This window comes from Streptomyces sp. NPDC085866, assembly GCF_044541035.1.
Taxonomy (GTDB): domain Bacteria; phylum Actinomycetota; class Actinomycetes; order Streptomycetales; family Streptomycetaceae; genus Streptomyces.
Map to the genome: position 1 here is coordinate 23,347 of NZ_JBITSQ010000007.1, position 12,168 is coordinate 35,514.

The 12,168-nt window shown below is 72.2% G+C and carries 12 protein-coding genes; 4 read left to right on the plus strand and 8 right to left on the minus strand.

Annotated elements, in window-relative coordinates; genetic code table 11:
* The first annotated feature begins 1 nt into the window (after position 1).
* The 4 genes from ACIF83_RS18600 to ACIF83_RS18615 are packed head-to-tail and all read left to right on the plus strand — an operon-like array spanning position 2 to position 4,641.
* Positions 2–460, plus strand: a complete 459-nt coding sequence (locus ACIF83_RS18600) for a CBS domain-containing protein (RefSeq protein WP_399728031.1) — start codon at positions 2–4, stop codon at positions 458–460.
* Positions 450–3,332, plus strand: a complete 2,883-nt coding sequence (locus tag ACIF83_RS18605) for a cation-translocating P-type ATPase (RefSeq protein WP_399728034.1) — start codon at positions 450–452, stop codon at positions 3,330–3,332. The genes ACIF83_RS18600 and ACIF83_RS18605 overlap by 11 nt, the downstream gene beginning before the upstream one ends.
* A complete protein-coding gene (locus ACIF83_RS18610; protein WP_399728037.1) occupies positions 3,329–3,988 on the plus strand; it encodes a potassium channel family protein in 660 nt (219 codons plus the stop codon). The genes ACIF83_RS18605 and ACIF83_RS18610 overlap by 4 nt, the downstream gene beginning before the upstream one ends.
* A complete protein-coding gene (locus ACIF83_RS18615) occupies positions 3,985–4,641 on the plus strand; it encodes a potassium channel family protein (protein WP_399728040.1) in 657 nt (218 codons plus the stop codon). Before ACIF83_RS18610 ends, ACIF83_RS18615 begins: the two co-directional genes overlap by 4 nt.
* A 32-nt stretch (positions 4,642–4,673) precedes the next feature.
* Here the strand turns inward: ACIF83_RS18615 and ACIF83_RS18620 are convergent, their stop codons facing one another.
* The 8 genes from ACIF83_RS18620 to ACIF83_RS18655 form a co-directional block, all read right to left on the minus strand.
* Positions 4,674–5,117 carry a universal stress protein gene (locus ACIF83_RS18620; protein ID WP_398141483.1) on the minus strand — a complete coding sequence of 148 codons (444 nt, stop codon included), beginning with the start codon at positions 5,115–5,117 and terminating at the stop codon, positions 4,674–4,676.
* Positions 5,118–5,739: 622 nt separating this feature from the next.
* Positions 5,740–6,606, minus strand: a complete 867-nt coding sequence (locus tag ACIF83_RS18625) for a universal stress protein (protein WP_399728043.1) — start codon at positions 6,604–6,606, stop codon at positions 5,740–5,742.
* Between the two features lie 147 nt (positions 6,607–6,753).
* Positions 6,754–7,260, minus strand: a complete 507-nt coding sequence (locus ACIF83_RS18630; protein WP_399728046.1) for a hydrogenase maturation protease — start codon at positions 7,258–7,260, stop codon at positions 6,754–6,756.
* Positions 7,257–8,603, minus strand: coding sequence for a Ni/Fe hydrogenase subunit alpha (locus tag ACIF83_RS18635; protein ID WP_399728049.1), 1,347 nt, complete (start codon positions 8,601–8,603; stop codon positions 7,257–7,259). The genes ACIF83_RS18630 and ACIF83_RS18635 overlap by 4 nt, the downstream gene beginning before the upstream one ends.
* On the minus strand, positions 8,600–9,481 hold the full coding sequence (locus tag ACIF83_RS18640; RefSeq protein ID WP_393479502.1) for an oxidoreductase: 882 nt from the start codon (positions 9,479–9,481) through the stop codon (positions 8,600–8,602). The genes ACIF83_RS18635 and ACIF83_RS18640 overlap by 4 nt, the downstream gene beginning before the upstream one ends.
* 1 nt (position 9,482) lies before the next feature.
* Positions 9,483–10,301 carry an FAD/NAD(P)-binding protein gene (locus ACIF83_RS18645; RefSeq protein ID WP_393479499.1) on the minus strand — a complete coding sequence of 273 codons (819 nt, stop codon included), beginning with the start codon at positions 10,299–10,301 and terminating at the stop codon, positions 9,483–9,485.
* A complete protein-coding gene (locus ACIF83_RS18650) occupies positions 10,298–10,756 on the minus strand; it encodes a Crp/Fnr family transcriptional regulator (RefSeq protein WP_393479497.1) in 459 nt (152 codons plus the stop codon). Before ACIF83_RS18650 ends, ACIF83_RS18645 begins: the two co-directional genes overlap by 4 nt.
* Positions 10,753–11,928 carry a 4Fe-4S dicluster domain-containing protein gene (locus ACIF83_RS18655; protein ID WP_399728054.1) on the minus strand — a complete coding sequence of 392 codons (1,176 nt, stop codon included), beginning with the start codon at positions 11,926–11,928 and terminating at the stop codon, positions 10,753–10,755. The genes ACIF83_RS18650 and ACIF83_RS18655 overlap by 4 nt, the downstream gene beginning before the upstream one ends.
* Positions 11,929–12,168: the final 240 nt, after the last annotated feature.

The window sequence follows — 12,168 nt, forward strand, 5'->3', positions numbered from 1 at the left end:
CATGAAGGTCTCCGAGGTCATGACCGCGCCGCCGGTGTCCGTCGCGCCTCATGCGTCCCTGCTGGAGGTGACCCGGCGGATGGCCGAGTCCGCCGTCGGATCCGTCCTCGTCGTCGAGGACGAAGTGCTGCGCGGCATCGTCACCGACCGCGACCTCGCCGTACGCGGCCTGGGCGGTGGCCTGGACCGGGAGGCACGGGTGGACGCGGTGATGTCGGCCGAGGTGGTCACGGTCGACGCGGACGACGACCTCCAAGTGGCCTACCGAACGTTCCGCCGCACCGGCGTGCGCCGACTTCCGGTCCTCGACGGGGACGGGGTGGCGGGGGTGCTGACGATCGACGACCTGTTCCTGGACCTCTTCCGGCGGCTGGCCGACCTGCTCGGACCGGTCGCCTGGAGCGTGCTCCAGGAGCCGCCGGGGCCGCCCTCGGCGGTGGGAGACCCGTATGCCCGCTGAACCGGCCGAGCGGGGCGCGGTCCCGCATCGCGTGCCCGGGACGACGGCGCTGTGCGACGGCGGTCCACCGACGGACATCGTGGCCTCGGCCGACGGCCCGCCGTCCCGGTACGGGCAGGGGGCGCCCGGCCCGTCCGTCACGTCCCTGGCCGCCACGGACGTGTTCGCCGCCCTGGACACTGCCCCGCGCGGTCTCACACCGACCGAGGCCGCCGCACGGAGGGCCCGCTACGGCGCCAACGAGCTGCCCGGTGTGGGCCGCAGGCATGTGTGGAGGCGACTGCTCGCGCAGTTCACCGATCTCTTCGCGGTGGTGCTGCTCGTCTCCTCGGCGATCACCTTCCTCGCCTACGCGCTGGAGCAGCCCCGGGATCCGGCCACGCTTCAGCTGGCCCTCGCGATCCTCGGTGTGGTCCTCCTGAACGCGGGCATCGGATTCGCGCAGGAGTACTCCGCCGAGCGCACGGCGGAGTCCTTGCAGGCGATGGTGCCGCACACCTGCCGGGTGCTGCGGAACGGGGAACCACGGGAACTGCCCGCTCGGGATCTGGTCCCCGGCGATGTCGTGCTGCTGGAGGCCGGGGACGCCGTGCCGGCCGACTGCCGGCTGGTCGAGGCGCACGACGTCGCCGTCAACAACGCGGCGCTCACCGGGGAGAGTGACGCCGTCGCGCGGGTCGCCGGGCCGGTACCGGCGGGGCCGCCGCTGGAGGCGCGCAACTGCGTGTTCATGGGCACCGACGTGATCGCGGGCACGGGGAAGGCGGTCGTGTCCGCCACCGGGACCGGCACCGAGTTCGGGAGAATCTTCCGGCTCACCGCAGCGGCACCCCGGCAGCAGACCCCACTGCAGCGCCAGGTCGCGGCGATGGCCCGCCGGGTGGCGGCCCTCGCGCTGGCGACCGGGGCCGTTCTGTTCGCAGTGCGCGTGCCCAGCGGGCAGCCGTTCGTCGACACGTTCGTCTTCTCGCTCGGGGTGATGGTCGCCCTCGTTCCGGAGGGTCTGCCGGCGACGCTGTCGGTGTCGCTGGCGATCGGTGTGCGCCGCATGGCTCGCCGGCACGCCCTGGTCAAGCAGCTGCTGGCGGTGGAGGCGCTGGGCTCGACCAGCGTGGTGTGCACGGACAAGACGGGGACACTCACGCAGGCCGAGATGACCGTCGTACGGCTGTGGGCGAACGGCGTGTCGCACGCCGTGACGGGGGTGGGATACACGCCTGCCGGTGAGGTCGCCGAGGCGCGATCCGTGCGGGAACTGCTGCGGGCGGCGGCTCTGTGCGGCAACTCCCGGCTGGTGCCGCCGACGGACCGGGACGGGTGGCGGGTGCTCGGCGACACCACCGAGGGCGCACTCCTGGTGGCCGCCGAGAAGGCCGGCCTGGACCCGGCGGCCGAGGAGGCCCGTACGCCACGGGTGGCGGAGTACCCCTTCGACTCCGTCCGCAAGCTGATGAGCACCGTGCACCGTGATGGAGACGGCACGTATCTCGCGTGCGTCAAGGGTGCGCCGCTGGAGCTGCTCGCCCGCTGCGACGCCATCGACCGGGAGGGTACGCGGACACCGCTCACGGAAGCCTCCCGCGCCGAGGTGGTCGCGGCCGCGGACGACATGGCCGGGCAGGGCCTGCGCGTGCTGGCGGTCGCCCGACGGCGGGTGTCGGGTCCCCGCCCGGCGCTCGGAGACGTGGAATCGGGGCTGACCCTGCTGGGACTCGCCGGGATGTACGACCCGCCGCGCCCGGAGGTGCGGGACGCGGTGGACGCGTGCCGGCGGGCGGGGATCCGCATCGTCATGGTCACCGGCGACCATCCCCTGACCGCGGAGGCCGTGGCCCGTCGCGTCGGCATCGTGCGGGAACCGGCCCCCTCCGTGGTGACGGGTGCGCAACTGGACGCACTGGACGACGGTGGCCTTGACGCGCTGCTCGCGGGCTCCGCCGAACTGCTGCTGTGCCGGGTCAGTCCCGAGCACAAGATGCGCGTGGTCACCGCGTTGCAGCGGCGCGGCGAGGTCGTCGCCGTGACCGGGGACGGCGCCAATGACGCGCCCGCCCTGAAACACGCGGACATCGGTGTCGCCATGGGGGCCTCCGGCACGGACGTCGCCCGTGAGGCGGCAGTGATGGTGCTGCTCGACGACTCCTTCGCCTCCATCACCACCGCGGTGGGGCTGGGCCGTTCCGTCTACCGCAACATCCGCAAGTTCCTGATCTATCTGTTCAGCCACAACATCGCCGAACTGGTGCCGATCCTGGCGGCCACCTTCACCGGGTTCCCGCTGGTGCCGATCACGGCCGTGCAGATTCTCGCCATCGACCTGGGCTCCGACGTACTGCCCGCACTCGCGCTGGGCGCCGAGCCGATGGAGGCCGACGTCATGGACAGCCCGCCACGACCGCGCCGGGAGCGGCTCTTCTCGACCGCCGTCATGGGCCGGATCCTGTTCCTCGGTGGCATTCAGGCCCTCGGCGTGTGCGCCGTCTTCTTCTGGCACGTCCACGCCTCCGGCATCCCGTACGCGGACTTCACCAGGGACGATCCCGTCTACCGGGAGGCGATCACCCTGGTCCAGGCCGGCATCGTGGTCAGTCAGTTCTTCAACGCCCTCGCGGTGCGCACCGACCGGCAGAGCGTGTTCCGGGCAGGTGTGCTGTCCAACCCCTGGCTGATCGGCGCCGGTTGTGTCGGCATCGCCCTGATGGCCGCCATCAGTTACGCGCCGCCGCTGCAGGAGGTCTTCAACACCGCGCCGCTGGCCCCCGCCGACTGGGCGGTTCTCGCCGGGTTCGGAGCGTTGTTGCTGGCCGCCGAGGAAGCCCGTAAGTGGGTGCTGCGGCACCGGCGGAGGTCCCCGAAGGGAGGGACATCATGAGAGTGGTGATCGTGGGCTGCGGCCGGGTCGGTTCCACCCTCGCGGCGCAGCTTGTGGCCGAAGGCCACGACGTACGTCTCGTCGACCGGCAGCCCAAGGCGCGCAGGCGGCTGCCACCGGGCTTTCCCGGAACCTTCCACGTGGGCAACGGCTTCAGCCGCTCCGTGCTGGAAGCGGCCGGGATCGGACACGCGGACGCGTGCGTCGCGGTCACCTCGGGGGACAACAGCAACATCGTGAGCGCCCGTACCGCCAAGGAGACCTATCGGGTCCCCGTCGTCCTCGCCCGTATCCACGACCCGAGCCGCGCCGACATCTACCGGGACCTGGGCATCCCGACGATCTCCAGCGTCCGGTGGGCCGTCGGTCGCATCCACCAGATGCTGCTGCACCGCCACCTCACCCCGGAACTCTCCTTCGGCAACGGCGAGACCCTCCTGGTCCGCTCCCAGCTGCCGGCCTATGTCACCGGGCGGCAGCTGACCGAGTTCGACGTCGACGGGGAGATCCGCGTCGTGGAGATCACCCGGGCCGGACGCTCGCTGCTGCCCGCCCACGGTGTCCTCGTCGAACCCGGCGACCTGGTCACCTTCGCCGTGGCGGCGACCGCGCTGGGCCGGCTGCGCGGCTTCCTCGACAAGGAGCTGGGAACGTGAAGGTCCTGATCGCGGGCGCGGGCCGCCTCGGCACTCAGATCGCCCAGGTGCTCGGCGCCGCACGCAACGACGTCACCCTCATCGAGCACGACGAGGACCGCTGCGCGGAACTCGAAGGGATGCCGTCCGTGCTCCTGGTGGCCGGGGACGCCTGCGAGCCCGCGCTCCTGGCGCGTGCGGGCGCGCTGACCTGCGACCTCGTCGTGGCCGCCACAGGCCTGGACGAGGACAACCTCGTCATCAGCCTGCTCGCCAAGCGGCAGTTCGGCGTGGGACGAGTGGCGGCACGCGTCAACGACGCGGAGAACGCATGGCTCTTCGACGCACGGTGGGGTGTGGACGTGGCCGTGCCCGCGGCCACCCCGCTGATCTCGCTCATCGAGGAGGCCACCGGTGCCACGGACACGGTGGCGCTGCTGCGGCTGAGCAAGGCGGGCGTCGAAGTCATCGAGACAGCGATCACCGAGGAGTCCCGGGCCGCGGGCCACACGCTGGGCGAGATCGCGCTACCGGCCGGCACCGTGGTCGCCACGGTCGTCCGCGACGGACATCCCACGGTGCCGAACCCCGAGGTGCGGCTCCTGCCGGGGGACGAACTCCTGCTCGTCTCGCACGAGGCGACCGAGCAGGAGATCCATGCGGCCTTCCAGTGACCGGCCCGGGCGCTATCGGGCCCCGGCTCAGGTCACGACGTCTCGGGGCGCACGATCACGACCGGGCACTTCGCGTGCTGCGACACGTGCTGGCCGACGGAACCGAGCAGGGCGCGGGCGAACCCGCCCCTCCCCCGGCTGCCCACCACCAGGACCTCCGCTCCCTCGGCAGCCCGCAGCAGGACGTCGGCGGGGTTGCCGTGCACCACGTGGGTCCTGACCGCCCCGGCCGCGTCCGCGCCCAGCACATCGGTCAGTTCCTGGCGCATGCGCTGGCGGACGTCGTCCTCGTCGACATCCAGGTCCACAGCGGGCGCCGACCAGCCGTACAGGCCCGCCAGCTCCCATACGGCGACCGCGTCCACGGTGCCGCCCACCAGCCCTGCGTAGCGAACGGCCCACCGCAGGGCCGCGTACGAGGACGGCGACCCGTCGACGCCGACGACGACCCTCGGCTCGGAGACATCCGCGTCCATCTGTCCCACCTCTCCTACGGCCCTCACGCCGTCCGAACGGTCGTCCCTGTGCGGTGTCCGCATGGCACGGCGCTCCGCTCCGGAGGCCTCTTCCGATACCGTTCCAGGCTCCCGCGCCGCAGAGGGCCCGGGTATGGGCCCGACGGTCCACGTGAGTGCCGTTCGACCCCACTGCGCGGAACAGTTTTGACGCGATGCTGGGCGTAGCAGGGACCGCGCCCCAGCGGATGGAAGGGATCGATGAGCAAGCGCAAGCGAGCCGAGCGGTTGGCTGAACGCGCCCGCGGCAGCGCCCGGTTGCCGTCGCGGGACGCAGCCGCTCGGACCACGGACGGCTCGGGCCTCTGGAGTGCCCGAGGCACGGACGGCGATTGGCTGCTCCTCCCTGGCGGCACATGGCGGCGTGTCGAGACGATCCGGGTGCAGAGTCTGTTCGGCTGACTGCGGCGGACGCGCCCAACGACGCGGGCATGCGTATCGGCACGACCCTGGACCTCGCCGTACCGCGGAGGAACCGGCCGAGACCGCGATGGGCCGGGTGGCCGACGTCGTCAGCGTGGACGTGCTCCACTCCGTCCACCGGGGCGAGCCCCCGAGCCCGGACCGGTGAACCTCACCACCGTCACGGCCTCTGCGGCACGATCGCGACCGGGCACTGGGCCAGGTGAAGAAGTGCGTGGCCGACGCCGCCGAGCTGGAGCCCGACATGGCCCGTCCTGGGCCGGGACCCGACGACCACGAGGTCGGCGGCTGCCGACCGGTTCACGAGGATCTTGCCGGCCGGCCCCTCGAGCGTCGTACGGTGCACACGTACCTGCGGATGCTCGGCGCTCGCTTCGCCCAGCACCGCGTCGAGCAGGGCGGAGGCCTCCTGCTCGGGAGTGGCGGCCCCTTCCTCGGGACCGCGGGTCAGGCGGGCGGGGCTGCGCCAGGCCCGGACCACGTCCAGGACGCAACCGCGCACCTCGGCCTCACGAAAGGCGAACCGCACAGACTCGGCGGCCGTGTCGGCGTCGTCCCCCAGCCCGAACAGAATCCGCTCGTGCGTACCGGTGATTCCCGCCTGGTCGCCTCGGACGACGATCACTGGGCAACGGGCCCGACCCACCACGCCCAGCCCGACCGAACCGAGCAGCAGCCCTTTGAGCTCACCGCGACCGCGCGACCCCGTCACCAGCGCGGACGCACCGTCGCCCTCGCGCACGAGGGCGGCTACGGCGTCGTCCGGGATGACGTCGGTGGTGACCTTCACGTCCGGGTTGCGCCGCTCGGCGCGCTCCGCACCGGAAGCCACGATGTGCTCCGCCAGCACCTGCTCGGAGGGGCGCCCCAGGCCGGTGGAGGGCAGCGCACCCTCGTAACGCTCCCAGAGGGAGGCGTAGACCAGCCTGAGCGGAACGCCATGGCGGACTGCTTCGTCCACGGCCCAGTCGAGGGCAAGCAGACTCGAGTCCGATCCGTCGATGCCTGCGACCACAGGAAGTGTCATCGTCCCCACCGCCTTTCACGGAGCTTGCAGCGCATGGGACCGACTTCACCGTCGCACCCTCTCGCACCCGGGCACGAGGGGCCCTTCGGCCCCTTCCGGGGGCCATAGGCCCACGCTCGTCCATCCCCGCCGCAAGGCGGCGGCCGGTCACGGTGAAGCCGCACCGCCGGACGTCCGACCTCGGCGGTTGCCTTCGCGGGCCTGCCGGACCGAGACGCGGGTGCGCTCGATCAGTGCGGGCAGGGCCGACCGCACCGGCTCGCTCAGCCCCGTGCCGAGTTCGACGTCGGCCACCTCGACGGCATGCACGACGACCTTCCGCGGAAGCAGGTCGAGGGCTTCCGCCAGGGCGAGGCACTCCCCCAGGCCCAGGGCGTGCGTACTCGCCGTACCCCTTGCCCTGCCGGCCGCCTGTGTCGCTGTCAGGGTGTGCAGCGCACCCGGCCTGGACTCATGCAGACGCAGGGCCTCCACCACGACCGCGGTGTCCGCGCCGCGCCACAGTTCGAGCATCCGGCCGGGTTCGCCGTCGCTGACCGCGAGCACGGTGTCGTCGGGAACACTGCCTCGCAGGGCCTCGACCACCGCCGGCCCCGCTCCGTCGTCACCGCGGAGGGGGTTGCCCACGCCGATCACCACGATCCGGCCGGTCATGTGCGGTCCACGGTCAGGTCGAGGAAGTGGGCGGCGCAGGAGATGCAGGGGTCGTGATTGCGGATGGCCCGCTCGCACAAGCGGGTGAGTTCCTCGTCGTCGGGGGCGGGCCCGTGCCGGTCCAGGCGTGCCTGCACGGCTCGGCGTACGTCCTCCTCGATGGCCGTCTGGTTCTGGGCCGTGGGCGGAATGATGCGGGCCGCGGTGAGTGTGCCGTTCTCGGCGAGGGCGTAGCGGTGGTACAGCAGTCCGCGCGGTGCCTCGGTCGCTCCGGTGCCCACGGCCTCGCGCGGGGCGACGTCCAGTGCCGGCCGTGGCGGTCGTTCGTAGTCCCGGATGATGCTCAGCGCTTCCTCGACGGCCTGCACCACTTCCACGGCGCGGACGACGATGCTTCGGAACGGGTTGTCGCAGATGTCCCCGGCCACGGGATCGCCCAGCCCGGCGGCCCTCGCGGCCTCGGCCGCCACCGGGTGGAGCCACCGGCCGCTGACCGCGTAGCGGGCCAGTGGACCGGTCAGGTAGCGGCGGCCGTCGAGCGCGGCGGTCAGAGCGGTGCTGTGCGGCACCTGTTCCTCGTGGACGTGCTGTTCGAGGTCGGACACGGGGAACTCACGGGGCGCCGGCGTCGCGCCGGCGCCGGCGATGACCGTTGGTGTGCCGGAGTCGATGGCGTAGCGGCCCGGGTCTCGCAGCGCGAGCAGGTCATGGTCGCTCGCCGCGTCGGGGAGGTCGAACGCCGCCGCCCAGCGGACGGTCTCCAGTGCGTCGTCCCGGGCCTGTCGCAGCCGTTCGGCCAGTGGCCGCAGCTCTTCGGGCGCCGGTGTGCGGTAGAAGCCGCCGACGCGGACGTTGACCGGGTGGATGGGGCGTCCGCCGAGCTGTTCGAGGATGGCGTTGCCGGTCTGTTTGATCCGCAGACCGCGCTCGACGGCGGCTCGCTGGTCGCGGGCGAGTTCGACGGCGTCGGCCCGGCCGAGGAAGTCGGGGGCGTGCAGCAGGTAGATGTGCAGGGTGTGGCTCTCGATCCACTCACCGCAGTACAGCAGGCGGCGCAGCTCCGCGAGAGGCCCGTCCACGGTGACACCGCAGGCGTTCTCGATCGCCCGGCAGGCACTCATCTGGTAGGCCACCGGGCAGATGCCGCAGATGCGGGCGGTGATGTCCGGCGGCTCGGTGTGGGCGCGTCCGATCAGGAAGGCTTCGAAGAACCGGGGTGGTTCGTAGATGCGCAGCCGTGCCTCGGTGACCGTCTCCTCCTGCACGCGCAGGTGCAGGGCGGCTTCGCCTTCCACCCGGGCCAGGGCGTCCAGCCTGAGGATGCGGGTTCCGCGATGGCTCATGCGGGCCTTTCCGGGTCGTCTTCTGTTCCTGCCCGAGGGGCGTCCGGCTCCTCGGCCGCAAGATCGGCCACGGGGGCATACTCCGGCGCGGCTGCGTTGAAGGTGCGGAAGACACGCAGGATGTCCGCCTCGCTCATCCCGTCGCGGCGCAGCTGCGCGACCATGGACCGCAGGTTGGGCCGGACGGTCGGCCCGAAACAGCCGTAGCAGCCGCGGCCGTAGGCGGGGCAGATGGCACCGCACCCGGCGTGGGTGACGGGACCCAGGCAGGGGGTGCCGTGGGCCACCGTGACACAGGTGGTGCCACGCCTCTTGCACTCGAAGCAGACGCTGTGGGCAGAGACCTGGGGTTTGCGGCCGGCCAGGTGGGCGGTGACGACTTCCAGGAGCTGGCGGCGGTCGATGGGGCAGCCCCGGAGCTCGAAGTCGACCGGTACGTGTGCCGAGATCGGAGTCGAGGTCTCCAGGGTGGCGATGTAGTCCGGGCGGGCGTAGACCGCGGCTCGGAACTCCTCGACGTCCCCGAAGTTGCGCAGCGCCTGGATGCCGCCCGCGGTGGCGCAGGCGCCGATCGTCACCAGGTGCCGAGAGATGCGCCGGATGTGCTGGATGCGCTCGGCGTCCTCGGCCGTGGTGATCGAGCCCTCGACCAGGGAGAGGTCGTACGGACCCCGGCCGGCCAGCTCGGCCCGCCCTCCGCCGGGGCCCTCGGCGCCGGACATCTCCAGGAAGTGCTCGATCCGTACCTGCTCGGTGAGGCCGAGCAGTTCGTCCTCGCAGTCGAGGAGGGTCAGCTGGCAGCCGTCGCAGGAGGCGAACTTCCAGACGGCGAGCGTGGGCAGGGGGTGGGCGTCGGCCGGCCCTCGGTCGGTTTCCATCTCACAGCTCCCGTACGGCCAGCAGGCGTTCCACGCGGTCGTAGCGGACGACCGGTCCGTCCCGGCACAGCAGCAGCGGGCCGAGCTGGCAGTGACCGCAATGGCCGGTGGCACAGCGCATGTTGCGTTCCAGCGACACCTGGACGCGGGGCGCGGCGAGGCCTCGGCCCATGAGTGCGCGTGCGGTGTGGCGCATCATCACCTCGGGCCCGCACACCAGCGCATGGGTCCGGTCCGGCCGGAGGGCGAACGCGTCGAGGAGGGCGGTGACGACCCCGACCGAGCCGTGCCAGCCCGGCCCGGGGCGGTCGACGGTCACCCCCACCTCGGCTTCGCCGCGCCAGCGCTCGATGTCCTCTCGGTAGATCAGGTCACCAGGGGTACGGGTGCCCACCAGCACCCCGAGCCGGCCGTAGGCGGTCGGCTGGTCCAGGACCGCGTGGACCACCGGTCGCAGCGGCGCGAGCCCGATGCCCCCGGCGATCACCAGCACGTCCTGGCCGGCTGCCGCGTGCAGATTCCAGCCGGTGCCGAACGGCCCGCGCAGCCCGACGGTGTCTCCCGGGCGCAGCTCGTACAGGGCGGCGGAGACCGCGCCCACCGCACGGACGGTGTGCACGAGTCCCTGGTGGGGGCCGCGCAGGGCACTGACCGAGATCGGCACCTCACCGACCCCGAACGCGTAGATCATCGCGAACTGGCCGGGTGAGAAGGGCGGGAGTTCCCGGCCGACGGGAACCAGTTCCAGCGAGCGGACGTCGGCCGTCTCCGCCAGGATCTCGGCCACCCGGTAGGGCAGCGGCGGCGTCACGGTGCTCACGGCGGACCGCTTCCGTGGGGTGCGTAGAGGTCCAGCAGCCTGATGCGGGTGGCTTGCAGCCGCTCGGCGACCACCTCGGTGAAGCGGCGCATCAGGGCGTATCCGAGTTCCGGGTCGGCAGCGCAGAGAGCGAGGACGTCGGCGGCGGGGAACTCCGTGGCCTGCACGGCGGTCACCGTTCGTGCGCCGAGGTGCCAGCGGTACGGCGGGCAGATCCATGACCAGCCCAGCAGCTGACCCGCCCCGAGCGTCTCCACGAGGGCCTCCGGCTGTCTGCCGGGAACACAGATGTCGAGGGCGACCTCGCCACTGCGCAGCAGCCAGAAGCGGTCGGCATCCCCGCCCTCGTCGAACAGGCGCGTGCCGGCCGGGAACGTCACGTCGAACCCGACTGCCAGCAACCGCTCGCGCTGTGCGGGCGCAAGGAGTTCCGGAGTCGGTGGCAGCCCGGTCATGGGGCTTCTCCCGATGTTCCGGACCGCGTCCAGTCGTACAGGGCGGCGGCCTCCTCGGTGATGTCGATGCCGACCGGGCACCACACGATGCAGCGGCCGCAGCCCACACAGCCGGAGGAGCCGAACTGGTCGTACCAGGTGCCGAGCTTGTGGGTCATCCACTGCCGGTAACGACTGCGCGGGGAGGTACGGACGGAGCCTCCGTGCAGATGGGAGAAGTCCAGGTCGAAGCAGGAGTCCCACAGCCGCCACCGCTCCGCGTGGTCACCGGTGAGATCGGTGACGTCCTCGGTCGTGGTGCAGAAACAGGTGGGACACACCATGGTGCAGTTGCCGCACGTCAGGCAGCGCCCGGCGACGTCGTCCCAGCGGGGGGCGTCGAGTGTGCCTGCCATCAGCTCCCGCAGGTCGGCCTCGGGCATGGTCCGTCCCATCCGGTCCGCGGCGGCGGCGACGCCTGCGCGCGCCGCCTCACAGGTGGCGGGGTCGGCCGGGCGGACGGGCAGTTCGGCCAGGAGCTCGTCGCCTTCCGGGCTGCCGCCGCGGATCCAGAAGCGGTGGCCGTCGTCGTCGACCACCTCGGTGATCACCAGGTCGCAGCCGGGCGGGGCTGCGGGTCCCGTGCCCATCGAGACGCAGAAGCAGGTACCGCCGGGTTCCGTGCACTCGACCGCGATGAGCAGCGCTCCGGCACGCCGCCCCTGGTATTCGGGGTCGCGATGGGCACCACCGGTGAGCACCCGGTCCTGGACGGCGATGGCCCGCGCGTCACAGGGACGGACCCCGAGGAAGGCGTACCGCGGCGGCGAGGGCTCCTCGGCTGTGAACACCAAGTCCTCGCCCACCCGGTCGGCACGCCACTGCCGTACCTTCGCCGGATGCAGGAACTGCTTCCACGACTGCGGGCCCGCCGCGTTCGCGAAGGCGGCGCCGTCGGCCCGCTCCCGCAGCCGATACGTCCCGGCTTCGAGTTCCACGCCCCACCCGTACGGCAGCTCGTCGGCCGACTCCAGTTCCGCCAGCACGATCGCACCGTCCCGCACGGTGGGGCCGACCACGGTGAAGCCTCGCCGGGACAACACGTCCACCAGCGCGAGCATGCCGTCCTTGCCCATCTCCAGCCCGCCGGACGCGGGAGGAGACGCGGCGTTCACGTCAGGGTCCGCAGTCATGGCCGTTCTCCTTCGGCACCGCCTCGGACAGGTGGGACGTCTGCGGTGCCTCATGCAGTCCACGAACGCAGGATTTCCGGTCCGGCACCACACAGGTAGGGCCATGCGGGCCATAGGCTCGGGTTCTTTCGTCTCCGCTCACTCGGCCGGGTCGGCGCTCTCCCGCTCTCCGGGGCCGCCTCATAGGGCTCGACGGCCACACGCCGGGGCCGTTCGGCCCAGTGCGTGCGAAGCGGCCCC

Coding starts and splice junctions, on each gene's coding strand:
- ACIF83_RS18600 (WP_399728031.1), top strand. CDS start 2: ATGAAGGTCTCCGAGGTCATGACCGCGCCGCCGGTGTCCGTCGCGCCT.
- ACIF83_RS18610 (WP_399728037.1), top strand. CDS start 3,329: ATGAGAGTGGTGATCGTGGGCTGCGGCCGGGTCGGTTCCACCCTCGCG.
- ACIF83_RS18650 (WP_393479497.1), bottom strand. CDS start 10,756: ATGACCGGGCTGCCACCGACTCCGGAACTCCTTGCGCCCGCACAGCGC.
- ACIF83_RS18640 (WP_393479502.1), bottom strand. CDS start 9,481: ATGGAAACCGACCGAGGGCCGGCCGACGCCCACCCCCTGCCCACGCTC.
- ACIF83_RS18605 (WP_399728034.1), top strand. CDS start 450: ATGCCCGCTGAACCGGCCGAGCGGGGCGCGGTCCCGCATCGCGTGCCC.
- ACIF83_RS18625 (WP_399728043.1), bottom strand. CDS start 6,606: ATGACACTTCCTGTGGTCGCAGGCATCGACGGATCGGACTCGAGTCTG.
- ACIF83_RS18630 (WP_399728046.1), bottom strand. CDS start 7,260: ATGACCGGCCGGATCGTGGTGATCGGCGTGGGCAACCCCCTCCGCGGT.
- ACIF83_RS18635 (WP_399728049.1), bottom strand. CDS start 8,603: ATGAGCCATCGCGGAACCCGCATCCTCAGGCTGGACGCCCTGGCCCGG.
- ACIF83_RS18655 (WP_399728054.1), bottom strand. CDS start 11,928: ATGACTGCGGACCCTGACGTGAACGCCGCGTCTCCTCCCGCGTCCGGC.
- ACIF83_RS18620 (WP_398141483.1), bottom strand. CDS start 5,117: ATGGACGCGGATGTCTCCGAGCCGAGGGTCGTCGTCGGCGTCGACGGG.